The sequence below is a fragment of the Burkholderia anthina genome (assembly GCF_902498995.1).
Taxonomy (GTDB): domain Bacteria; phylum Pseudomonadota; class Gammaproteobacteria; order Burkholderiales; family Burkholderiaceae; genus Burkholderia; species Burkholderia anthina.
Genome location: NZ_CABVLY010000050.1, coordinates 1 through 22,079, shown reverse-complemented (window position 1 = coordinate 22,079; position 22,079 = coordinate 1). Strand labels below are relative to the sequence as shown.

Genomic DNA, 22,079 nt, shown 5'->3' with positions numbered 1-22,079 from the left:
GTCCGAAGCCGCCGCGCGCACGCCGCCAGCCGGGGCCGGGCCGCGCGGGCCCGGCGTGCCGCGCCCTTCGTGCGCGCGCTCAGTCGAGCTTCAGCCAGGTGGTCTTCAGCTCGCAATATTGATCGTGCGCGTAGACGGATTTGTCGCGCCCGCCGAACCCCGACTGCTTGAAGCCGCCGAACGGCGTCGACAGGTCGCCTTCGCCGAAGCAGTTCACCGTGACCGTGCCCGCGCGAATGCGCGCCGCGACCTTGTGCGCGCTGTTCACGTTGTCGGTCCACACCGACGCGGCAAGCCCGTAGCACGTGTCGTTGGCGATCCGCACCGCATCGTCGACGTCGTCGTATTCGATGAAGCACACGACCGGCCCGAACACCTCGTCGCGCGCGATGCTCATCTCCGGCGTCACCTGGTCGAAGATCGTCGGCTCGACGAACCAGCCGCCGGTTTCGGTCAGGATCGCGCGCCCGCCGCACGCCACGCGCGCGCCTTCGGCCTTCGCCTTCTCGATATGGCCGAGCACCTTCTCGTAGTGCTTCTGCTCGATCAGCGCGCCGAGCTTCACGTCCGGGTCGAGCGGATCGCCGGTCTTCCAGCCGACGAGCACGGCCTGGATCTTCTCGAGCAGTTCCGCCTTGCGGCTCGACGGCACGATGATCCGCGAGCCGGCGCTGCAGTTCTCGCCCATGTTCCAGAACGCGGCCGCGACGGCCTGTTCGGCCACCGCATCGAGATTCGCGACGTCCGGCAGGATCACCTGCGGATTCTTGCCGCCGCACTCGAGCACGACGCGCTTGAGGTTCGTGTCGGCCGAGTAGTGCAGGAAGCGCTTGCCGGTTGCGGTCGAGCCGGTGAACGCGACGAGATCGACGTCGGGATGGCGGCCGATCGCTTCGCCGGCCTCGCCGCCGAAGCCCGTGACGACGCTGAACACGCCCGGCGGCACGCCGGCCTCGGCCGCGAGATCGGCGATGCGCAGCGTCGACAGCGACGTCTGCTCCGCCGGCTTCACGACCACGCTGTTGCCGACCGACAGCGCCGGGCCGATCTTCCACGCGAGCATCAGCGCCGGGAAATTCCACGGCAGCACCGCGCCGACGACGCCGATCGGCTCGCGGGTGATCATGCTGACCACGCCCGCGCCGGACGGCGACAACGCGTCGTAGCGCTTGTCCGTCACCTCCGCGTGCCAGCGAATGCACGCGGCCGACTCGGGAATGTCGAGCCCGAGGCATTCGCCGATCGGTTTGCCGGCTTCCAGCGCCTCGAGCAGCGCGAGTTCGTCCGTATGCGCGTCGATCAGCTGCGCGAGCCGAAGCAGCACCGCCTTGCGGTGCGCGGGCGCGGCCTTCGACCACACGCCGGATTCGAACGCGTCGCGCGCGGCCGCGACCGCCTGATCGACGTCGCGTCCGTTGCAGCGCGCGACTTCGGCGAGCACCTTGCCGGACGCCGGGTTGAGCGTTCCGAACGTCTCGCCCGACGCGGCCGCGCTGCGTTTGCCCGCGATGAATGCGCGACCGTCGAGCGACAGCGCTTGCGCCTTTTGAATCCAGTCCTGATGGGTCGTCATGTCGTTTCCTCAAAAATCAAAGTTCGGCGCCGGCCGAGAATTCCTTGGCCCAGATCGTCGCCGACACGGCCAGGTCGACGAGCGGCCGGACCGGCAGCGGGCGGGGATGCGGCTGCTTCAACAATTGCTGCACGAGATCGCTCGATTCGCCGAGCGCGTATTCGGCGATCAACTTGCCGGATGACGACCCGCGGCTCAGGCCGAGGCCGTTGCATCCGATCGCTTCGTAAAGGCCGTCGTCGCGCTTGCCGAACAGCGCGCCGTTGTTCGCGGACAGGCACAGCGGCCCGCCCCACGTGTATTCGAGCTCGACGCCGGCGAGCATCGGGAAGCGGCGCTCGAACGAGCGCCGATGCAGGCTGCGCGACTTCGCCAGATCGGCCTGCGACACCTTCACGTCCGGCCGGAACGCGAAATGGTTGCGCACGCAAATACGGTTGGTGATCAGGCGCCGCACCGTGGTGCCCATCGGGTCGGCCGGGATCAGCGACCACGAGCGCGCGCCGCCGAGTTTCGCCACTTCGTCCGGATTCATCGGGCGCGTGAGCGAAGCGAACGTATAGACCGGCAGCAAGCCGTTCGAATGCCGGCCGAACGTCGCCGCATAGGCGTTCGTGCACAGGATCACCTGCTTCGCGACGATCCTGCCGCCCGCGAAATGCAGCACCCGCGTGTCGCCGCGCTGTTCGATCGCCGTGACCGCGCTGTGCTCGAACACCGTCACGTTGTCCGGCTGCGTCGCCGCCAGCCCGCGCATCAGCGCGGCCGGCTGTACCGTACTGCAGCCCGGCGTGAACAGCGCGCCCGTATAGAAGCCGGTTCCGGTCACCGCCTGGATCGCCGGCTGGTCGAGCCACTCGAACGCTTCGCCGATGCGCGCCAGCCCGTCGGCGAAATGCGCGAGCGCCGCCGCGCCCTTCTGGTTGACCGACGCGTGGAATTTGCCGTCGTCGCGCCAGTCGCAATCGATGCCGAAGCGCCGCACGATCGAGCGGACATAGTCGATGCCATGCCGCTGGAACCGGACATCGGCGCGATCTTCGTCGATGCTGCGCGAATAGCTTTCGCTGCTGATGTCGTGCGGCAGGTCGACGAAGAATCCGGAATTGCGCCCGGCCGTCGTGCGTCCGATCCGGTCGGCCTCCACCAGCGCGATGCTCGCGTGGGGCGCCAGCTCCGCGAGCCGGCGCGCCGCGCACAGCCCGGTGATGCCGCCGCCGATCACGACCCAGTCGAACCGGGTTTCGGACGTGACGGTGCGAGCCGCCCGCGCGGGCGGCAGGCTCTCCCACCAGCCGTTCATGCCGTCGGGCGCCGGAAACCGCGCGAATGCCAGATGCGAGCCCATGCTGGGTTACCGGCCGTCGCGGATCAGCGGTTTCACGAGCGTCGCGAACGCGTCGCGCTCGTCGCCCGACAGCGCGCCGAGCGGTGCGCGCGCGACGCCGACCGGCAGACCGGCCAGCTCGCAGCCGTAACGCACGTACTGAATGAACTTGCCGCTGCGCTCGAGCAGTTCGAGCACCGGCAGCAGTTGCGCCATCAGCTTGCGCCCGGCCGCGAAATCGCCGCGCGTCACGCAGGCGTCGAACAGCTCGGTATGTGCTTCCGGCAGGAAGTTCGACGCGCCGCCGACCCAGCTGCGCGCGCCCCATGCGAAAAATTCGAGCGCCTGGTCGTCCATCCCGCAACTGAGCACCAGCCGGCCGCCGACATGCGTCGACAGATGATGCAGATGCGCGATGTCGCCGGTGCTTTCCTTCATCGCGGCGAAGTTCTTGCGCTCGAGCAGCTTCTCGAGAATCGCATCGCCGATCTCGGTGCCCGTGCGGGCCGGAAAGTTGTACAGCATGATCGGCATGTCGAGCGCATCGTCGACCGCGAGCAGATGCGCGAGCAATTCCTGCTGCGTCGGCTGCGCGTAGTACGGCGCCGCGACCAGCAACGCATTCAATCCCGCGCGCTTCGCTTCCCGGCCCAGACGCAGCACCTCTTTCGTCGTCGTCGCATTGATGCCCGCGGTCAGGAACGTCTTGCCGCCGGCCGCGGCCGCGACCGTGTCGAACGTGCGCACGCGCTCGTCGAAACTCAGTGCGTAGTATTCGCCCGTCGTCCCGCCGATCCCCAGACCCGACACGCGGCCGGCGAGATCGGCAGCATGCCTGCCCAGCAATGCGTGGTCGATTTCGCCGTCCGCGTCGAACGGAGTGACCAGCGGTGTGTGTACGCCCTCGAAGCTCATTTCGATTCCTCATTTGAGTGGATGGGCCAGGCCGTCGCTGCGCCGGACGCGTCATTGAAGCGTCGCGGCACGCACGGAACCGGCCATTCGACAAACGTCGTCGGCACGCGCCGCGTTCGCGCAGCCGGGCCGATCGATTCGATACGCCACCGGGACGAAGGCCCCGGTCCGCCCGATTCCGGGATCAGGCGAACGCCTCCGCATGCGCGTATATGGGGAACTGGTTGCACAGATCGCGCACGCGGGTCCGGACCGCGCGCTCGACCACTTCGTCGCCGCCCGGATCGCGCTTGAGCGCGGACAGCACGTCGAGGATCATTTCGCCGATCTGCTCGAACTGCGCGGTGCCGAATCCGCGCGTGGTGCCGGCCGGCGTGCCGAGCCGGATGCCGGACGTGACGGTCGGGTTTTCCGTATCGAACGGAATCCCGTTCTTGTTGCAGGTGATGCCCGCGCGCTCCAGCGCCTTCTCGGCCTGCGTGCCGCTAAGGCGCAGGGAACGCAGGTCGACCAGCAGCAGATGGTTGTCGGTGCCGCCCGTGACGAGCGTCAGCCCGCCGTCGGTCAGCACGCGGGCGAGCGCCTGCGCGTTGCGCAGCACCTGATCGATATAGCGCGTGAACTCCGGGCGCAGCGCTTCGGCGAAGGCGACCGCCTTGCCCGCGACGACATGCATCAGCGGGCCGCCCTGCAACCCTGGAAATACCGCCGAATTGACCTGCTTCGCGACGTCGGCGTGCTTCGTCAGGATGAAGCCGCCGCGCGGGCCGCGCAGCGTCTTGTGCGTGGTGGACGTCACCACGTCGGCGAACGGCACCGGGTTCTGATGCCGGCCAGCCGCGACGATGCCCGCGATGTGCGCCATGTCGACCATCAGCTTCGCATCGACGCTGTCCGCGATCGCGCGGAACGCCGCGAAATCGAGCGCCCGCGGATAGGCCGAGTAACCCGCGATGATCAGCTTCGGGCGATGCCGCTCGGCGAGCCGGCGCACGTCGTCGTAGTCGATGCGCAGCGTGTCCGGGCTCACGCCGTACTGCACCGCATCGAACCATTTGCCCGACAGCGCCGGCCGCGCGCCGTGCGTGAGATGGCCGCCCGCATCGAGCGACATGCCCATCACCGTATCGCCGGGCCTGACCAGCGCGAGCATCACCGCACCGTTGGCCTGCGCGCCCGAATGCGGCTGCACGTTCGCATAGCCGGCGTCGAACAGCGCGCACGCGCGGTCGATCGCGAGCGCCTCGATCCGGTCGACGTGGTCGCAGCCGCCGTAGTACCGCCGGGACGGATAGCCTTCCGCATACTTGTTCGTCAGGACGGTGCCCTGCGCCTCCAGCACCGCCGCCGACGCAATGTTCTCGGACGCGATCAGCTCGATCTGGGTTTGCTGGCGCCGCAGCTCCAGCGCGATCTCCGATGCGATCACCGGATCCCGACTCTGAAGCGTTTCGGAAAAAAAGCGGGCGTTCTCGTTCACTTGGTCACTCCGCGACGGGAATCATGACGGGCTGCGCGTGCTGCACGCTGCCGGGCCGGCGGGTTCGTCGCGCCCCGGACGATCGGCACCGGGGCGCGCGGGATTTACTGCTGCAGCCAGGCCTTCAGCTTCTCCGGATGCGCATCGACGAATTTCCTCGCGGCCGTCGCGTAGTCGTTCGTGCTGTTGCCTTCGAATTCGATCGCTTCGACGTCGGCGAGCGTCAGCTTCAGGTGCTTGAAGAACACGTCGGCACGCGGGAACTTGCCGGCGAATTTCTTCGATGCGAACGCGTGAATCTGCTCTTCACCGCCCAGCGTGCCCTTCGGGTCCTTCAGGTAGCGCATCTGCCACTTCTGGAACAACCAGTGCGGGCTCCAGACCGTCGCGACGACCCACTGCTTCGACTGGTACGCACGCGACACGCTCGCCAGCATCCCGGCCTCGCTCGATGCCTGGAGGTTGTAGCCGTCCAGGTTGTAGGCCTTGATGGTCTTCTCGGACGCCTGCATCAGGCCGCCGCCCGGCTCGATGCCCTGGATCGTGGCGTTCAGCTTGCTCTTGACTTCCGGCTTGTTCAGGTCCGCGATCGACGACAGCTCCGATTCAGGAATGTAGGTCGGCACGGCCCAGCCGTTCTTGCCGCCCGTGTAGATGATGCCGACGTCATCCAGGTCGTTCTTGTACTTCGCGTAATACGTCGCATGCGTGACCGGCAGCCAGCCGCCGACCATGATGTCCAGGTCGCCGCGCGCGACGCCCTGGTACTGGATGCCGATCGCGGCCTGCACGAACTCCACCGGCTGCTTGAGCTGCGTTTCCAGCACGTACTTCGCGACGTTGGCCACCGCCAGCACGTCCGCCCAGTTGGTCACCGCGATCTTGACCGGCTCGGCCGCCGACGCCGCTCCCACACCTGCGCTGCACGCAACCACCGTCGATACCGCAAGTTTCGCCAGAAGCGATTTGAACGTATGGATTTTCATCTAGTACTCCTTTTTAATTACGCGAATCTTTCAAGGGTGGGGAACGCCTCCGATCGGCGTTTCTGGTCTCCACGTACTGCTACGTCGATTTCGCCGCGGCACCGTGGCCGCGGCGCGTCATCGTCCTTCGGTTGCCTTCAACTGCCGTGGCCGTCAGGTGCGGGCCGCGCCACGCGGGCCGGCCTTGCCGGCACGCGCCGTCGGCTTCTTCACCTTCTTCTTCGCCTTCACGCCGAAGCTTTCCGTCAGGCGGTCCAGCACGATCGCGAGCAGCACGACCCCCAGCCCGCCTTCGAAGCCGATCCCGATGTCGAGACGCTGGATGCCGCTCAGCACGTATTCGCCGAGGCCGCCCGCGCCGATCATCGATGCCACCACCACCATCGACAGCGCCATCATGATCGTCTGGTTCACGCCCGCCATGATCGACGGCAGCGCGTTCGGCAACTGGATCTTCCACAGAAGCTGCCAGTCGGTGCTGCCGAACGAACGGCCGGCTTCGATCAGTTCCTCGCGCACCTGGCGGATGCCGAGCGTCGTCAGCCGCACGACCGGCGGCATGGCGAACACGATCGTCGCGATCACCGCCGGCACGCGTCCGAGCCCGAACAGGATCACGGCCGGGATCAGGTACACGAACGCGGGCATCGTCTGCATGAAGTCGAGCAGCGAGCGCAGGATCATGCCGATCCGGTTGTTGCGTGCGCCCCAGATGCCGAGCGGCACGCCGATCACCAGGCTGAAGAAGGTCGCCGCGATGACGAGCGCGAGCGTCGACACCGTCTGCGCCCACAAGCCCATGTAGTGGATCAGGAGCAGCGCAAAGCCGACGAAGATCGAAAACACGATGCCGCGGCGCCACAGCGCGAGGCCGACCAGAAGCACCACCATCGCGATGAACGGCACGGCGCCGAGCCCGTCCTCGAGCAGCTTCACGACCGCGCCGAGCCCCGCCGAGAACGTGTCGAAACCGCCGCGAAAGTGCAGAAACAGGAAATTGACGAAGTCTTCCGCGAACTTCCCGATCACCGACGAATTCATGCTGCCCTCCGTTGCATCATCTGCTTGAGTATCGTCCGGCAGGACACGACGCCTGCCAGTTGTCCCGCTGCGTCCGTCACCGGCACGTCGTGCTGCTGGGTCAGCGCGATCGACGCGAGTCGATGCAGATCCGTATCGATCGACACCGCGTTGAAGTCGTTCAGGAATGCCTCGCGAATCGGCCGCGCGCCGGACCGGTGCAGCGTGGCGGGCGTGACGCAGCCCAGGTAGTGACCGGCCTCGTCGCACACGTAGCCGCATTCGGCGCCGCTGTCGATCAGCTGGTTCAGGTAACGATCGGACGGCGTGCCCGCATTGCAGCGAAGCAGCCCGCGCTCGACCTTCGTCATCATGCTGGCGGCCTTCAGGAAGCGCGACACGTCGACGTTGCGGAAGAAGTCCTGCACGTAGTCGTCCGCCGGCGTCTGGATCAGCTCGGCCGGCGTGCCGACCTGGATCAGGCAGCCGTCCTTCATGATGCCGATGCGGCCGCCGATCTTCACCGCTTCCTCGATATCGTGGGAGATGAACACGATCGTGCGCTGCTCTTCCTTCTGCAGGCGCAGCAGTTCGTTCTGCATTTCGAAGCGGATCAGCGGATCGAGCGCGGAGAACGCCTCGTCCATCAGCAGCACCGACGGATTTACCGCCAGTGCGCGAGCCAGGCCCACGCGCTGCTGCATGCCGCCGGACAACTCGCTCGGCAGCAGCTTTTCGTACGACCCGAGGCCGACGCGCTCCAGCGCGGCACGCGCGACTTCGTAGCGCTGCGCCTTCTTGATGCCCGCGACTTCGAGCCCGTACGCGATGTTGTCGATCACGGTCCGGTTAGGCAGCAATGCGAACGACTGGAACACCATCGCCATCTTCTGGCGCCGGACGTCGCGCAGTTCCGGCGTCGACATCGGCGCGATGTCGCGGCCTTCGAGCACGACCTGCCCGGACGTCGGCTCGATCAGCCGGTTGAGCAGACGAACGAGCGTCGACTTGCCGGAGCCCGACAGCCCCATGATCACGAAGATCTCGCCGGCCCTCACGCTCAGGCTCACGTCGTTGACCGCCACCATGTTGCCGGTCTCGGCGAAGATCTCGTTGCGGCCGACACCGCTCTTCAGCATCTCGATCGCACGCTCGGGCTTCGGACCGAAAATCTTCGACAGGTGCTTGACGGTCAGGATGTCGGTTCCGGTCGCGATGCCCGACCGGGCGATCGACGGCGCACCGTCGGTGTGGATTGCCCCGGGGGGAAGTACGTCGCCCGGTGCAAACGTCAGATTTGGGGCCATTCTGTCATCCCGACTGGATGGTGAAGGAAACCGCGAACTTCGGACGAGCCGCCATCGATTGCCGCGCTTGCTGCGCGGGCTCGATGCCGCTCCTGCGTGGTTGACGGCGCTGATACAGTGGTTGCAGCGTATCAATCCAATTACGCGGCTCCAGATACATTTTCTGTGCGCTTTTCCATACCTTTGGTAATGCATCGAATACGGGCAAAAAAGCGCGATTGCCCCGAAACCGTGCGAATGACGCGAAAGCCAATGGCGGTGCGGCTATGCGGGATTTCGCGGGGATTGCGGCAATGTGGTGCACACGGTGCGCAAGACGGTGCGCTAGGGGAAAATCCCGACGAGGGGACTTAAGGGAAACTACGGAGAAAACGGTCGAATGAAGGCAAAAACGTCCGTCGAACCGGGTCGGGCATGCAGGATCGGCGGTCGACGGCGATCGCCACCGCGCCGCAATCGCCGCGACGAACAACACGCAATCCGCACGCGCGACGTCGTCACGAACGTCGATAACGCGCGATGGCATCGCGACTTCTGAAAAACACCGTGCGGCAGCGCATTCGCTGCTGCCGCACGGCGTTCCGGTTCAAACCGGGTGAGAACCGGTCGAACGATTCATCGCACCGTCAATCGTCCGCAAGTGGCCGCTTCGACGTTTCGCTGCTCGCGAGCATCGCGACCAGCGCGACACCCGCCGCCCCGACCAGATACCATGCCGGCGCCAGCTTGTTCCCGGTCGCGCCGATCAGCCACGTCGCGACCAACGGCGCCGTCCCGCCGAACAGTGCATTCGCCGTATTGAAGCAGAACGCAAAACCGGTGTAACGCACCCGTGTCGGGAAAATCTCCGACAGGAAGCAGGGCAACGTCCCGTCGTTCATCGTCAGCAGCGCACCGAACGCGATCTGGATCATCACGATCGTCGCGAAGCTCGCGCCGGCCAGCCCCTTGAACAGCGGCACCGTCAGCGCCGCGAACAGCACCGACGCGCCGATCAGCATCGTCTTGCGCCCGACCCGATCCGACAGCGCACCCATCAGGAAGATCAGCCCGATATACGCCGCCAGCGAAATCGTCGCCGCGATGAACGACTCGGTCTCGCCGACACCCATCTCGATAGACAGGTAGGTCGGCATGTAGCTCAGCACGAGGTAGAACGCCACGGCGTTCAGACACGTCACGCCGAACGCGATCAGCATCCTGCCGCGATGCCGCGTCAGCAATTCGGTGGCCGGCGCCTGCGCGACATGGTGCGCGCTTTCGAGCGCCTTGAACTTCGGCGTGTCCTCGAGTCGAATACGGATGTAGCGTCCGACCAGGCCGAACGGCGCGGCCAGCAGGAATGGCAGACGCCAGCCGAAATCGTGCAGTTGCTGCGACGTCAGCACCGCGTGCATCGCCGCGACGAAGATCGACCCGAACAACAGGCCGGCCGCGGTGCTGGCCGGCACGATGCTGGTGTAGAACCCGCGCTTGCCTTCCGGCGCATATTCGGCAAGGAACGCCGACGCCCCCGCATACTCGCCCGACGCCGAGAAGCCCTGCACGACCCGCACCAGCAGCAGCAAGACCGGCGCGACCATCCCGACCTGCGCATAAGTCGGCAGGAACGCGATCAGGAACGTCGAGCCCGACATGATCAGGATCGACAGCGACAGCGCGGTCCGGCGTCCGACCCTGTCGCCGAAGTGCCCCCACACCACGCCGCCCAGCGGCCGGATCACGAACGAGATCGCGAACACGCCATACGCGGCCAGCAGCCCCGTCATCGCGTCGCTCTTCGGAAAGAACACGACCGCGATGACGGTCGCGAGATACCCGTACGATGCGTAATCGAACCATTCGACGAAATTGCCGATGAAGCTCGCACTTGCCGCCCGCCGGAGCAGCCGCGTATCGACCTCCGCGCGCGCGGGCGCGCCGCCGCTCGAATGAGCGGTGCCGCCCTGACTCGGCAACCATGCGCCGGCATCGGCCGACCGGCCCGACATTACCTTTCTGGTACTCATGCTCAGTCTCCAAACTGAATAGTACGTTGCGGTGTCATGGCCGCCATCCGTGATTCGATCGATCGTGCGGTGAGTGCACTGCGCAGTGCCGAATCGCGGCCGTTCAAACGCATGGTAGGAGTTGGAGCCCCAGGAAGATTTTCCTTTTCGACAATAAACTCCCTGGATTCGACATCGAGGGTTAACACCGTCGGGCGGCGGGCGGCGCGCCGCGTCGACGGCGATCGCGTGTCGAAAATCAGAAGTCTTGAGGAAAGCCGGCATCGCGCTGCGCGAACGCGGAAGCGCGTGATTGTCACGTGGGAGAGGATGCCCGTCGAAGACGGTCGACGGAGAGGGGCAGGAAATGCGCGTGCCCGGCCACTTGACGGCCGGTCAGGCAAAACCGGGAAACCTAGAAACGGGAGGGGGATGCAGGATCGCGCAGCCGGAACGCCGGAACGCGATCACTCGCGACGACAGGCGGCCGCCTGCCCTGCCCGTTCGCGCATCGACCGGGACGGGACCCGCGATCGACTCGATATGCTTCGTTTAACGAAATAGCCGACGTGGACGATTCTGGCGGATCGCCCTCCGTCGGCTACGGGGTGCCCTCCATGCCGCGTGTGCCATCATCCGCGAACGCGGCGGATGCCGCTCACGCCTTGATGATGTTGCGCTCCGGGCCGTATGGGAAGCCGGTGATGTTGGTGGCGCCGCGCTCGCCGACGACGAGGATGTCGTGCTCGCGATAGCCGCCCGCGCCCGGGTGCCCTTGCGGCATCATGATCATCGGTTCCATCGACACGACCATGTTCGGCTCCAGCACGGTATCGATGTCCTCGCGCAGTTCGAGCCCCGCCTCGCGTCCGTAGTAGTGCGACAGCACGCCGAACGAGTGGCCGTACCCGAACGTGCGGTATTCCAGTAGCCCGTATTCCGCGTAGATCTTGTTGAGTTCGAGTGCGATGTCGCCGCAGCGTGCGCCGGGCTTGATCAGCTTCAGTCCCGCTTCGTGCACTTCGACGTTGACCTTCCACAAACGCAAATGTTCATCCGGACAGTGGTCGAAGAACATCGTGCGCTCCAGTGCCGTGTAGTAGCCGGCAATCATCGAGAAGCAGTTCAGACTCAGGATGTCGCCCTTCTGCACCTTGCGCGTGGTGACGGGGTTGTGCGCGCCATCCGTGTTGATGCCGGACTGGAACCACGTCCACGTATCCATCAGTTCCGACTCGGGGAAGCGTCGCGCGATCTCGCGAACCATCGCCTGCGTGGACGCCAGTGCGACTTCGTGTTCGGGCACGCCTTCGTGCACGGCGGCAGCCAGCGCCGCGCCGCCGACATCGCAGACGTTCGCGCCATGCTTGATCAGCGCGATTTCCTCATCGGACTTGATCATGCGCATGCGCATCGTCTGTGCGCCGATGTCGACGAACTCGACCGACGGCAGCGCCGCCTTCAGCTTCGACAGCACCTCGAGCGGCACATGGTCGAACTCGATGCCGACGCGCCCCCGATTGTCGATCTCGGCCTGCACCGCACGGAAGAAATTGTCGCGCTGCCAGTCGGTATAGACGACGTTGTAGTCGCCGACCGTGCGCCGCCACGGCTGGCCGCCATCGATGTTCGCCGAGATCGACACGACCTTGTTCGGCGTGACGACGAGGCCGTACTTCCGGCCGAACGAACAATACAGAAAGTCCGAGTAGTAGTTGATGTTGTGATACGACGTAAACAGCGCCGCGTCGATGTTTTCGCGCGCCATCAGTTCGCGCAGCTTGCGCTGACGGTTCGCATATTCGGCATCGGAGAAGGTGTGCTTCACCTTTTCGCCATTCTCGATTCGAATCAGGTTCTCCATTTTCATGAGCTCGCTCCTCGGTAAAAAGCGTGGTGGGTGTGAGCAAATGGTAGAAGTTCGGCAAATTCGAAGATTTCCGCAATGGACATCGGAATCCGCGATTTGGCCATGTCGGGTTAACCACCAATCCGGTACGGGCCGCCGTGCGCGAACGAGCGCGGGCCTGTCCGTCGGCGGGACGAGTCGGTACGGGAATGAATGCCGGCCGAGCCCGGCAGGCGATCGCCGCCGGACTACAGCGCGTTCTGGTAGCGGCGCCGGTCGGCAATCGGCGAGATCTGGAACTGTTCCTTGTAGCGCGTCGCGAAATGGGTCGTCGACGTGAATCCGGTACGCGCACACACTTCCTCGAGCGAGGTCGCCGTGCGGTAAAGCAGTTGCCGCGCACGCAGCAGGCGAATCTCCAGATACGCCTGCGCGGGCGACTTGCCGAGGCGATCCTGGAACCACCGTTGCAACTGTCGCTGCGACACCTGCAAATGGACGGCGATCTCGGGCACGGAAAGCGTTTCCTCGACGTTGCTTTCCATCAGTTGCAAGGCCTCGTCCAGCTTCTCGTGTTCCGCGCCGATGTACTGGCGCAGCGACGTCTGCTGCCGGTATTCGCGGCTGCGCGGCTCCGCGACCAGCAATTCGAGCACGCGCGCGGCCAGTGCCGGGCTGCCGGGCGCGGTTGCCAGCAGATGCACCATCAGGTCGAGCGGCGCGACGCCGCCGCTGCACGTATAGCGGTCGCGATCGATTTCGTAGAGGCGGGTCGACACGGTCAGTTTCGGAAACTGCTCCATCAGGACGTCCTGGTCCTCCCAATGGATCGTGCAGCGATAGCCGTTCAACAACCCGGCGCGCGCGAGGAAGTAGCTGCCGGTATCGAGGCCGCCGAGCGCGGTCCCGTTGCGTGCCTGCCGACGCAGCCAGTCGACGATCGCGCCGGTCCGTCGGCGCGGGATGGGATTGGGGCCGACGACGAATACCACGTCGAATGCGTCGCTGTCCGACACCGATACGTCCGGCACGACACGGATGCCGTCGCTCGACTGGACGAACGCGTCGCCGGCCCCGATCAGCCGATAGTCGTAGACTCGCCGCCCGACGACCATGTTCGCGATCCGCAATGGATCGATCGCGGCACTCAGCGCGATCAGCGAGAAGTTGTCGACCAGCAGAAAGCCGTAACGGACGACTCGAAGGTCATGAAGACCTTCGCGCGACCGGGGCGGCAGCGACGATACAGGCGCGGTTTTCGACATCGAGGGATCAGTGCCATCGGACGGATGCGGCATCATAGCGCCGCGAATCCGGTGACTGCAATGCGCGCCTTCCGGCGGCCGCCTTGCCGTGATCGCCACCGCGTCGCCGTGCAGGCAATTCGCGCGCATGCCCACCGATCGCGCGGCAGGTAGCGCTCAATCTTCGCGGATTGGCCGAATTTCCGGCAACCCGTTCAACGCGCGATTCAGCACCTGCCGGGTACGCACCCACGCAATCTCCCGCCAGTCGGGATCGGCGGGCAAAAACGCGTCGAGCAGCGCACGCTTGATCCGCCTGCCAAGCGCATCGCGCGGATCGCCATGCAGATGCAACCAGTGATCGTCGCGCAGCGCCGCATGCATCGGCACCTCGGGAAACGTTCCGCATTCGATCACGAGTTGCATCAGATGCGTATCCGGCAGCGCATCGAGCATCGCCTGCGACGTGTAGCCGGTCGCACGCGCGGCCACGCCCGTGTCGCTGACAGCCGCATCCTGCGCCGTCAGCAGCGTATAGAGCCACGGGCCGAACAGCTTTTCGGCATCGGCGAGCGCCGGATAGCGCGACTGCGCGATCGCCATCAGCATCGGATGCCCGAACGGCCCCGCGCCGGTGTGCAGGTCGAACGCGATCGCGATTCGTGCGGGCTGCAGGTACTGCGCGACGATCTCGCGCAGCGTCCGGTTCGACCACGTCGCCTGCTGCCCGCCGTAAAAAAGTCCGTCCGCGTGAACGTATTGCCCGGCTTCGAGCAACGCCAGATAACCGGGCCAGCCGAGCGAACGCAAATGCGCGTCGAGCCGTTCATCGGCGTGTCGGCGTTCCGGGCCGTCGACATCGCGGCACGTGTAGATTTCGTGAATCGATTCGTAGCCCTGATTGACTGGCAGCGCGGCCCCGAAATCCACGTAGTTCCGGTTCAGGTCGACGTTGTCTTCGTTGACGCGCCGCACCCATGCGGTGCCCCACGGATTGATCAGATGCACCATCAGCACGGCCACGCCGGGCGGCAGCGCACGCCCGGCGAGTTCGTGCAGCCATTCGGTCTGACACGTGGATCCATAATAGCCTTCGACGCCATGCGTGCCGGATACGACCGCCAGCACGCGACGCGCGTCACGCGGGCCGAGCCACGCGACGTCGGTCGCGAGCGGCTCACCCGCCGGCCCGGTGAGCGGGTGCGGATGGCTCGTCACCGTCGCGCCGGCCGCTTCGGCCGCCTGCAGGAACTGCGCGCGTTGCCGCGTGAAATCGGCCTCGACCGGAAAGCCATGCTTCATCGTTGAATCCTCCTTGTTCGCGCGGCGGACCGTAGCGTCCGTCGCCTGTTCGGTTCATATGCGCGGCCGCCGCGCGTCAGTGGCGCCCGCATTGCAGATCAAGCGTCACCGGGCCGGTCGGCCGCGCGCAGCACAGCAATACCGACCCTTCGGGTGGCGCCGACAGCGGCGCCTCGTCATACGCGACGCTGCCGGACAGCAGCGGCGTCATGCAGGCATTGCACAGGCCGGCACGGCAGTTGAATACCGGCGCATATCCCGCCTGCTCGGCCATCTCCAGCAACGAGCCGTGTTCCGGTCGCCAGCGTATCGGCTTGCCATGCGGCTCGAAGCGCACGGTGATCGCAGCGCCGTCTGCAGCGGCCGGATCGGCACTCGCACCCGTGGCCGCAGTCTGCTCCGCGACGCCGGACCGCGGTGCATCGGTTTCGTCTTCAAGCACCGTCGCCGGCCCGAAGAATTCGTGGCGAATCCGCTCGCGCGCGACGCCCAGCCCGCGCAGCAGGCGCCAGTTCGCCTGCATGAAACCGGGCGGGCCGCACAGGTATACGTCGTAGTCGTCGAGCGGCAGCAGCGATTGCAACCACTCGCGCGTCACGATCCCGCGACTGTCGAAGCCGCCGCGCGCGTCATCGTCCTCGAGCGGCTGCCGGTAGCACACGTGCACGTCGATACCGTCCCGCGTCGCGGCCAGCGCGCGCACTTCGTCGGCGAACGCATGGACCGCGCCGTTCTCGCATGCGTGAATGAAATGCACGCGCCGATGCGACGCGCGCGACAGCCGATGCAGCATGCTGACCATCGGCGTCACGCCGACGCCGCCGCTCATCAGCACGACCGGACGCTCGCTGCCTTCGTCGCACACGAACGCACCGGCCGGGCCGGCCAGTTCGAGTTCGGTGCCGACCTCGACGTTCGCGTGCAGATACGTGGAACCGCGTCCCGGCGGCACGTCACCGCCGCCGTCCTCGCGCTTGACCGAGATGCGCCAGCGCGTCGTGTCGGCAGGGTCGCCCGACAGACTGTAGTGGCGCAGCACGCGCTCACCGTCCGGCAGCGTCAACCGCAGCACGACGAACTGGCCGGGCGCGAACACCAGCGGTCGCGCACCGTCCACCGGCACGAGTTCGAACGAGACGATCACGCCGCTTTCGCGCGTGCAGCGCTGAACGCGAAACCGCTCGAACCGGCTCGGCGCGGTCGGCGCCTGCGCGGTAGTCAAACCGGCGGCGGCCATGTTATCGCCCCGCCTCGCACGCGACGGCAGCCGCCGCCTGCTCGGCGTCGATCATCTGGCCGAGCGCGCGCCGGAACCGCAGCGGCCCGGAATCGATCGCGAGATCGATGTTCGGCTTGCGGCGGCGCGCCATGCCCGCATGCACGGCGGCCAGCACCACGCGATCCTCCTCGAACGCATGGCGCACGTCCTCGTCGAACGCACGCGACACCTGTGCGTCGCCCGGCGCGAAATTGCGCGTCTGGAACCAGAAGTAGCGCGTATGCGAATCGTCAACCGGCGTCATGAAGTTGTACGAGTTCATCAGGAACACGTCCGGATGCACGACACCGTCGTCGCTGCCGGTGCCGGCAGGCGTGAAGATCGCCTTGATCACCGCGACCGACGGAAACCGCACCTCGTAATGCTGCTTGCGATCGCAGCGCCCCGGGAAGCGGACGAATTTCGCGTAGAACGGTGCGACGTCGACGTCGCGCATCCAGCGCGACACGGTCACGCCGTTGTCGGCAACGCTCGTCTTCAACGGCTCGGATTCGCACGCGGCGTTGCCGAACGACGAACGATGCACCCACGCGACATGCGACGGATCGAGCAGGTTGTCGGTCATGTACAGGTAATGACAATCGACGGTCATCGCATCGCCGCGATTGAGGCCCCATGCCGGATCGTTCCATTCGTCGATCGTCAGGATCGCGTCCGGATCCGCGGCCGCTTCGTCGCCCATCCACACCCATACGAGCCCGTAGCGCTCCGCGACCGGATACCGCCGCACCATCGCCTGGGCCGGAATCCGGGCCGAGCCGGGCGCGCGCACGCACGCGCCGGAACAGTCGAACGTCAGGCCGTGATAGCCGCATTCGACGTCGTCGCCCGTCAGCCGGCCCATCGATAGCGGCAGCATCCGGTGCGGGCACGCGTCCTCGAGCGCCACCGGCGTGCCGTCGGCCTTGCGATACAGCACGATGCGCTCGCCGAGCATCGTCACGGGCGTCAGCCGGCGCGTGACATCCTTGTCCCATGCCGCGACATACCAAGCGTTTCTCAAAAACATCCGATTCTCCTGTTGTTCGGAGCCGCGCGCCGCGCTCCCCGGTATCGATGCCTCAGACCGAAGCATAAGAAACCTCAACAGGAAAGAATAGCTACCCAAAACTGATCGATGCTTTAGTATCTCTAAAACGAATTTCGTCTACGATCACGCTTTTGCCGGATCCACTGCCATGAGTACGCTTCCTCCCTTGCGCGCGCTGCAGGTCTTCGAAGCCGTCGGTCGCTGCGGCGGCATCGCCGAAGCCGCGAAGCGCCTCGGCATTTCGGCGGGCGCCGTCAGCCAGCAGATGAAACTGCTCGAGGACACGCTCGGCCTCAGCCTGCTCGAGAAGGACGGCAAGCGGCTGCGGCTCACGACGGCCGGGCGCCGCTACCACGAGCGCTGCGCGGACGCGTTCGAACGGTTGCGCATCGCGCACGCGGAAGTCGAGCGCTCGCGGCACGACCGCAACCTGCGGATCAGCGCGCTGCCGTCGCTGCTGTCGAAATGGCTCGCGCCGCGCGTGATCGAATGGCAGCAGGCCTACCCGGAACTGAGCCTCTATCTCGACGGCACGCACACCGAGCCGTTTCCGGACGGCTGCGAGATCGATTTCCGGATCAGCTATGGCGATCGTGTCGCCGACGTCGACAACGCGGTCGAGCTGTTTCGCGACGCAGTGGTACCCGCCTGCAGTCCGCATCTGCTGCACGATCGCGCGCCGCTCGTGGCGGCGGCCGACTTGCTGCCGTTCCCGTTGATCGCGATCGACTGGCAGCCGAAGTTCGCGTCGCCGCCGTCGTGGCAGGACTGGTTCGACGCGCATGGCGTGGATGCGGCGACGGCGGCACCGGTCCGCCATGCCTTCTCGCTGTCGAGTGTCGCGATCCAGGCCGCGATCGACGGCCACGGCTTCGTGCTCGCCCAATCGTCGATGATCGCCGACGACGTCGCCGCCGGGCGGCTCGTCGTGCCACTCGCGTCGGGACTGCCGCTGCCGTGGCCGTACTTCCTCGCGTGGAAGAAAAGCGCGTTCGACAAACCGGAATGCCGCGGCTTCCATCGCTGGCTGCTCACGCGTGCGCGCGAGCAGCAGCAGGTGAGCGACCAGTTGATCGCGGCGTGCCCGACGGGCGCCGCGTAGCACGACTCAGAACGCGTGCCGGATGCCGCCCCGGGCGCAGCGCACTGCCATTGCGCGAGTCGCTCGAAGAGGCCTTGGTCAGCGTGATCTCGCGCAGCGATCGACCGCCGGGGCCGGCGGCCGAATGCTTTCTTGACTGTCTAATCGAGACGATCCGCACGGCGCTGTCATCCGCGTCGCCGCATGCGCGCAACGTGCTGCAATCGGTCGACCTGCTGATCTGAGCACCGCCCGGCATCCAATCTGCCGGACAGCACGCGATGGAACCGTATCCGGTTACGGATTCGACCGTTCGATATCGAAATAGTGGCGCTCCAGCCGGCGGAACGTGCCGTCCTGGTTCATCGCGGCGATCGCGCCGTCGATCTTGTCGCGCAGCGCGCCGTCCTCCTTGCGCAAGCCGATCGCCACGCCCTTGCCGAGCGTCTTCTCGTCGACGACCGGCTCGCCGACGAACGCATAGCCGGCCCCTTGCGGCGTTTTCAGAAACCCTTCGCTCGCGGAGATCATGTCGGTCAGCGTTGCGTCGAGGCGGCCGGCGCGCAGATCGTTGTATACGAGTTCCTGGTTCGCGTACGACACGATCTCGATGCCGGCAGGTGCCCAGTACGTGCGCGCATAGGTCTCCTGCGTCGAGCCCTGCGCGACGCCAACGCGCTTGCCTCGCAGCGACGCGACGGTCGGCTTGAGGTCGCGGCCGCGCGGGCCGACCAGCCGGCTCGGCGTATTGAACAGCGACGTGGAGAACGCGACCTGCGTCTCGCGCTGCGGCGTGACCGACATTGCAGACAGGATCGCGTCGAACTTTCGGCCCTTGAGCGCCGGGATGATGCCGTCGAATGCCGTCTCGACCCACACGCACCGCGCGTTCAAACGGCGGCAGATCTCGTTGCCGACATCGATGTCGAAGCCGACGAGTTGCCCCGACGGCGCTTTCGATTCGAACGGTGCGTAGGACGGATCCACGCCGAAACGAAGGCGTGTCGCGTCGCCCGCATGGGCGGAAACAGCGGACACCAGCATGACCAGACCGGCAATTGCGTTTTTCATGTGTGCTCCAGGGGACTCGGATCGAGGCGGCGCGTACTTGCGTTGCGCGTGCCCGGCCGACAGGTTGAAACGACCGGGACCAAGCTTAAAAATCCACAATTCCGCCGAACAGAGGCCTTGTGCTGCGCGTCCCTTAAGTTTTTCTAAAATGGCCGCGTGCGGTCGAGCCGTTCGACTCGCCCCGGAACGCCTCCATTCATCTGCTGAATTCACGCGATCGCGTTGCCGCGGGATCTGACGGTGCTCGACGCATAAGCGCGCCGCTTAAAACAAACGGCCGCCCGAAGGCGGCCGCACGAAGTGGCACCGACGCGCCGCTTACTTGCCGTAGTCGTACACCCCGCGCCCGGTCTTGCGCCCGAGGCGCCCGGCCGACACCATCTCGCGCAGCAGCGGGCATGCACGGTATTTCGTGTCGCCGAAGTCCTTCAGGAACACGTCCATCACCGCGAGGCACACGTCGAGACCGACCAGATCGGCCAGCGCGAGCGGCCCGATCGGATGGTTCGCACCGAGCTTCATCCCCGCATCGATCTCCTCGGCCGACGCGATGCCTTCGGCCAGCACGAAGAACGCTTCGTTGATCATCGGCACGAGAATCCGGTTCACGACGAAGCCCGGCGCGTTGCGCACGCCGATCGGCGACTTGTCGAAACGCTCGGTCAGCGCGCGCACGGCCGACGCGGTTGCTTCGCTCGTCTGCAGCCCGCGGATGATCTCGACGAGCGGCATCAGCGGCACCGGATTGAAGAAGTGCATGCCGACGAAGCGCGACGGATCGGCGAGCAGCGCCGCGAGCGCGGTGATCGAGATCGACGACGTGTTGGTCGCGATGATCGCATCGGGCCGCGCGACCGACTCGATCTGCTTCAGGATGCGGCTCTTCAGCTCGACGTTTTCGGTCGCGGCTTCGATCACGATGTCGACCGCGGCGAGCTTCGCGTAATCGGTCGACGTCGCGATGCGCGCGAGCGCGGCGTCGCGCGCGCCGGCGTCGAGCTTGTCCTTCGACACGAGCCGCTCGAGGCTGCCCTTCAGCGCGGCGACGCCCTTGTCGAGCGCCGCATCGCTGACGTCGATCATCACGACGTTGAGTCCCGCAACGGCCGCGGTTTGCGCAATGCCGTTGCCCATGGTTCCGGCGCCCACGACGCCGACGGTTTCGATGGTCATACGATTCCTGTGTGTTCGGGTGCTGAGCGGTCGATTATCAGATGTTCTCGAAGATCGCCGCAATCCCCTGACCGCCGCCGATACACATCGTCACGAGCGCATAACGCCCGCCGATGCGCTTGAGTTCGTACAGCGCCTTGACCGTGATCAACGCGCCCGTCGCGCCGATCGGGTGGCCGAGCGAAATGCCCGAGCCGTTCGGGTTGACCTTGGCCGGATCGAGGCCGAGCTCCTGCGTGACCGCGCATGCCTGCGCGGCGAACGCCTCGTTCGCCTCGATCACGTCGAGATCGGTGATCTTCAGGCCCGCGCGCTCGAGCGCCTTCTGCGTGGCCGGCACCGGGCCGATGCCCATGTACGCCGGATCGACGCCCGCATGCGCATACGCGACGAGACGCGCGAGCGGCTTCACGCCCTGCGCGCGCGCGGCGTCCGCGCTCATCATCAGCACCGCGGCGGCGGCGTCGTTGATCCCCGACGCGTTGCCGGCCGTCACCGTGCCGTTCTCCTTCGCGAACACCGGCTTGAGCTTCGTGAAATCGTCCGGGCCGGCATCGTGGCGGACGTGCTCGTCGGTGTCGAACGCGACCTCGCCCTTCTTCGTGCGGATCGAGATCGGCAGGATCTGATCCTTGAAGCGCCCTTCGGCGATCGCGCGCGCCGCGCGACGATGCGATTCGAGCGCGAGCGCATCCTGCGCGTCACGCGAAATGCCGTATTTCTTCGCGACGTTCTCGGCCGTCACACCCATGTGGATCGTCTGGAACGGGTCGTGCAGCGCGCCGAGCATCATGTCGACGAGCTTGCCGTCGCCCATGCGCTGGCCGAAACGCGCGGCCGGCACGGTGTACGGCGCGCGGCTCATGTTTTCCGAGCCGCCGCCGATCGCGACGTCGGCGTCGCCGAGCATGATCGTCTGCGCGGCCGACACGATCGCCTGCAGGCCCGAGCCGCACAGGCGGTTCACGGTCAGCGCCGGCGTATGTTGCGCAACGCCGCCGTTGATCGCCGCGACACGCGCGAGATACATGTCCTTCGGCTCGGTGTTCACGACGTGGCCGAACACGACATGCCCGACCGCATCGCCCGGCACGTTCGCGCGCGACAGCACTTCGCTCACGACCTTCGCACCAAGATCGGTCGGCGAGAAATCCTTCAGGCTTCCGCCGAAATCGCCGATCGCGGTACGGACACCGCTCACCACCACGACTTCCTTCGCTGCATTGCTCATCGTCTCACTCCGGTTCGTTCGCGCCCGCGGGCGCGGGGATGCGTTTGCGTTACATGTTCGGGTAATTCGGCCCGCCGCCGCCTTCCGGCGTGACCCACACGATGTTCTGCGTCGGGTCCTTGATGTCGCAGGTCTTGCAGTGCACGCAGTTCTGCGCGTTGATCACCAGCCGGTCGCTGCCGTCGTCGTTCTTCACGAACTCGTACACCGCCGCCGGGCAGAA

General features: G+C 66.1%; 20 protein-coding genes. 2 read left to right on the top strand and 18 right to left on the bottom strand.

The annotated features are described in order from the left end of the window. Nucleotides 1-79: 79 nt before the first annotated feature. From BME24068_RS34405 to BME24068_RS34340, 14 genes are all read right to left on the bottom strand, one after another. The gene (locus tag BME24068_RS34405) at nt 80-1,573 is read right to left on the bottom strand and encodes an aldehyde dehydrogenase (protein WP_174928758.1); all 1,494 of its coding nucleotides are present in this window, start codon (nt 1,571-1,573) and stop codon (nt 80-82) included. 16 nt (nt 1,574-1,589) lie between these two features. Beyond that, on the bottom strand, nt 1,590-2,921 hold the full coding sequence (locus BME24068_RS34400; protein WP_174928757.1) for an NAD(P)/FAD-dependent oxidoreductase: 1,332 nt from the start codon (nt 2,919-2,921) through the stop codon (nt 1,590-1,592). A gap of 6 nt (nt 2,922-2,927) precedes the next feature. Beyond that, nucleotides 2,928-3,815: a dihydrodipicolinate synthase family protein gene (locus tag BME24068_RS34395; RefSeq protein WP_174928756.1), complete on the bottom strand. Its 888-nt coding sequence runs from the start codon at nt 3,813-3,815 to the stop codon at nt 2,928-2,930. A gap of 184 nt (nt 3,816-3,999) precedes the next feature. Continuing rightward, entirely contained in the window at nt 4,000-5,295 is a 1,296-nt protein-coding gene (gene glyA, locus BME24068_RS34390; protein ID WP_279608816.1) for a serine hydroxymethyltransferase, read from the bottom strand. Nucleotides 5,296-5,399: 104 nt separating this feature from the next. After that, complete coding sequence (locus tag BME24068_RS34385; RefSeq protein WP_174928755.1) at nt 5,400-6,281, bottom strand: glycine betaine ABC transporter substrate-binding protein; 882 nt, start codon at nt 6,279-6,281, stop codon at nt 5,400-5,402. Nucleotides 6,282-6,434: 153 nt separating this feature from the next. Then, on the bottom strand, nt 6,435-7,322 hold the full coding sequence (locus BME24068_RS34380) for an ABC transporter permease (RefSeq protein WP_174928754.1): 888 nt from the start codon (nt 7,320-7,322) through the stop codon (nt 6,435-6,437). Next, nucleotides 7,319-8,608 (bottom strand): quaternary amine ABC transporter ATP-binding protein, encoded by a 1,290-nt coding sequence (locus BME24068_RS34375; RefSeq protein WP_096506078.1) that lies wholly within the window; start codon nt 8,606-8,608, stop codon nt 7,319-7,321. The genes BME24068_RS34380 and BME24068_RS34375 overlap by 4 nt, the downstream gene beginning before the upstream one ends. Nucleotides 8,609-8,612: 4 nt before the next feature. Further along, entirely contained in the window at nt 8,613-9,134 is a 522-nt protein-coding gene (locus tag BME24068_RS34370; protein ID WP_174928753.1) for a hypothetical protein, read from the bottom strand. Nucleotides 9,135-9,234: 100 nt separating this feature from the next. After that, nucleotides 9,235-10,617 (bottom strand): MFS transporter, encoded by a 1,383-nt coding sequence (locus BME24068_RS34365; protein WP_174928752.1) that lies wholly within the window; start codon nt 10,615-10,617, stop codon nt 9,235-9,237. A 637-nt stretch (nt 10,618-11,254) separates the two neighbouring features. Beyond that, nucleotides 11,255-12,466, bottom strand: a complete 1,212-nt coding sequence (locus BME24068_RS34360) for a M24 family metallopeptidase (RefSeq protein WP_096506074.1) — start codon at nt 12,464-12,466, stop codon at nt 11,255-11,257. 227 nt (nt 12,467-12,693) lie between these two features. After that, on the bottom strand, nt 12,694-13,710 hold the full coding sequence (locus BME24068_RS34355; protein WP_096506127.1) for a GlxA family transcriptional regulator: 1,017 nt from the start codon (nt 13,708-13,710) through the stop codon (nt 12,694-12,696). Between the two features lie 156 nt (nt 13,711-13,866). Continuing rightward, entirely contained in the window at nt 13,867-14,991 is a 1,125-nt protein-coding gene (locus tag BME24068_RS34350) for a DUF2817 domain-containing protein (protein ID WP_096506072.1), read from the bottom strand. A gap of 76 nt (nt 14,992-15,067) precedes the next feature. After that, the gene (locus BME24068_RS34345) at nt 15,068-16,228 is read right to left on the bottom strand and encodes a 2Fe-2S iron-sulfur cluster-binding protein (RefSeq protein WP_096506070.1); all 1,161 of its coding nucleotides are present in this window, start codon (nt 16,226-16,228) and stop codon (nt 15,068-15,070) included. A gap of 1 nt (nt 16,229) precedes the next feature. Beyond that, nucleotides 16,230-17,279 carry an aromatic ring-hydroxylating dioxygenase subunit alpha gene (locus tag BME24068_RS34340; RefSeq protein ID WP_096506068.1) on the bottom strand — a complete coding sequence of 350 codons (1,050 nt, stop codon included), beginning with the start codon at nt 17,277-17,279 and terminating at the stop codon, nt 16,230-16,232. A gap of 169 nt (nt 17,280-17,448) precedes the next feature. Between BME24068_RS34340 and BME24068_RS34335 the strand changes: the two genes are divergently transcribed. Together BME24068_RS34335 and BME24068_RS34330 are read left to right on the top strand one after the other, a co-directional pair. Continuing rightward, nucleotides 17,449-18,402, top strand: coding sequence for a LysR substrate-binding domain-containing protein (locus tag BME24068_RS34335; RefSeq protein ID WP_096506066.1), 954 nt, complete (start codon nt 17,449-17,451; stop codon nt 18,400-18,402). A gap of 74 nt (nt 18,403-18,476) precedes the next feature. Further along, a complete protein-coding gene (locus BME24068_RS34330) occupies nt 18,477-18,626 on the top strand; it encodes a hypothetical protein (RefSeq protein WP_162826269.1) in 150 nt (49 codons plus the stop codon). 52 nt (nt 18,627-18,678) lie between these two features. Here the strand turns inward: BME24068_RS34330 and BME24068_RS34325 are convergent, their stop codons facing one another. From BME24068_RS34325 to BME24068_RS34310, 4 genes are all read right to left on the bottom strand, one after another. Next, nucleotides 18,679-19,452, bottom strand: a complete 774-nt coding sequence (locus BME24068_RS34325) for an ABC transporter substrate-binding protein (RefSeq protein WP_096506064.1) — start codon at nt 19,450-19,452, stop codon at nt 18,679-18,681. Between the two features lie 318 nt (nt 19,453-19,770). Then, on the bottom strand, nt 19,771-20,625 hold the full coding sequence (locus BME24068_RS34320; RefSeq protein ID WP_174928751.1) for a 3-hydroxybutyryl-CoA dehydrogenase: 855 nt from the start codon (nt 20,623-20,625) through the stop codon (nt 19,771-19,773). A gap of 37 nt (nt 20,626-20,662) precedes the next feature. Beyond that, nucleotides 20,663-21,856, bottom strand: a complete 1,194-nt coding sequence (gene bktB / locus BME24068_RS34315; RefSeq protein ID WP_096506060.1) for a beta-ketothiolase BktB — start codon at nt 21,854-21,856, stop codon at nt 20,663-20,665. 49 nt (nt 21,857-21,905) lie between these two features. Beyond that, nucleotides 21,906-22,079, bottom strand: a 174-nt coding sequence (locus BME24068_RS34310; RefSeq protein ID WP_174928750.1) for a 4Fe-4S dicluster domain-containing protein, incomplete at its 5' end; no start/stop codon positions are given.

Coding starts and splice junctions, on each gene's coding strand:
- BME24068_RS34405 (WP_174928758.1), bottom strand. CDS start 1,573: ATGACGACCCATCAGGACTGGATTCAAAAGGCGCAAGCGCTGTCGCTC.
- BME24068_RS34400 (WP_174928757.1), bottom strand. CDS start 2,921: ATGGGCTCGCATCTGGCATTCGCGCGGTTTCCGGCGCCCGACGGCATG.
- BME24068_RS34395 (WP_174928756.1), bottom strand. CDS start 3,815: ATGAGCTTCGAGGGCGTACACACACCGCTGGTCACTCCGTTCGACGCG.
- BME24068_RS34385 (WP_174928755.1), bottom strand. CDS start 6,281: ATGAAAATCCATACGTTCAAATCGCTTCTGGCGAAACTTGCGGTATCG.
- BME24068_RS34380 (WP_174928754.1), bottom strand. CDS start 7,322: ATGAATTCGTCGGTGATCGGGAAGTTCGCGGAAGACTTCGTCAATTTC.
- BME24068_RS34375 (WP_096506078.1), bottom strand. CDS start 8,608: ATGGCCCCAAATCTGACGTTTGCACCGGGCGACGTACTTCCCCCCGGG.
- BME24068_RS34370 (WP_174928753.1), bottom strand. CDS start 9,134: ATGCCATCGCGCGTTATCGACGTTCGTGACGACGTCGCGCGTGCGGAT.
- BME24068_RS34365 (WP_174928752.1), bottom strand. CDS start 10,617: ATGAGTACCAGAAAGGTAATGTCGGGCCGGTCGGCCGATGCCGGCGCA.
- BME24068_RS34360 (WP_096506074.1), bottom strand. CDS start 12,466: ATGAAAATGGAGAACCTGATTCGAATCGAGAATGGCGAAAAGGTGAAG.
- BME24068_RS34355 (WP_096506127.1), bottom strand. CDS start 13,710: ATGTCGAAAACCGCGCCTGTATCGTCGCTGCCGCCCCGGTCGCGCGAA.
- BME24068_RS34350 (WP_096506072.1), bottom strand. CDS start 14,991: ATGAAGCATGGCTTTCCGGTCGAGGCCGATTTCACGCGGCAACGCGCG.
- BME24068_RS34345 (WP_096506070.1), bottom strand. CDS start 16,228: ATGGCCGCCGCCGGTTTGACTACCGCGCAGGCGCCGACCGCGCCGAGC.
- BME24068_RS34340 (WP_096506068.1), bottom strand. CDS start 17,279: ATGTTTTTGAGAAACGCTTGGTATGTCGCGGCATGGGACAAGGATGTC.
- BME24068_RS34335 (WP_096506066.1), top strand. CDS start 17,449: ATGAGTACGCTTCCTCCCTTGCGCGCGCTGCAGGTCTTCGAAGCCGTC.
- BME24068_RS34325 (WP_096506064.1), bottom strand. CDS start 19,452: ATGAAAAACGCAATTGCCGGTCTGGTCATGCTGGTGTCCGCTGTTTCC.
- BME24068_RS34320 (WP_174928751.1), bottom strand. CDS start 20,625: ATGACCATCGAAACCGTCGGCGTCGTGGGCGCCGGAACCATGGGCAAC.
- bktB (WP_096506060.1), bottom strand. CDS start 21,856: ATGAGCAATGCAGCGAAGGAAGTCGTGGTGGTGAGCGGTGTCCGTACC.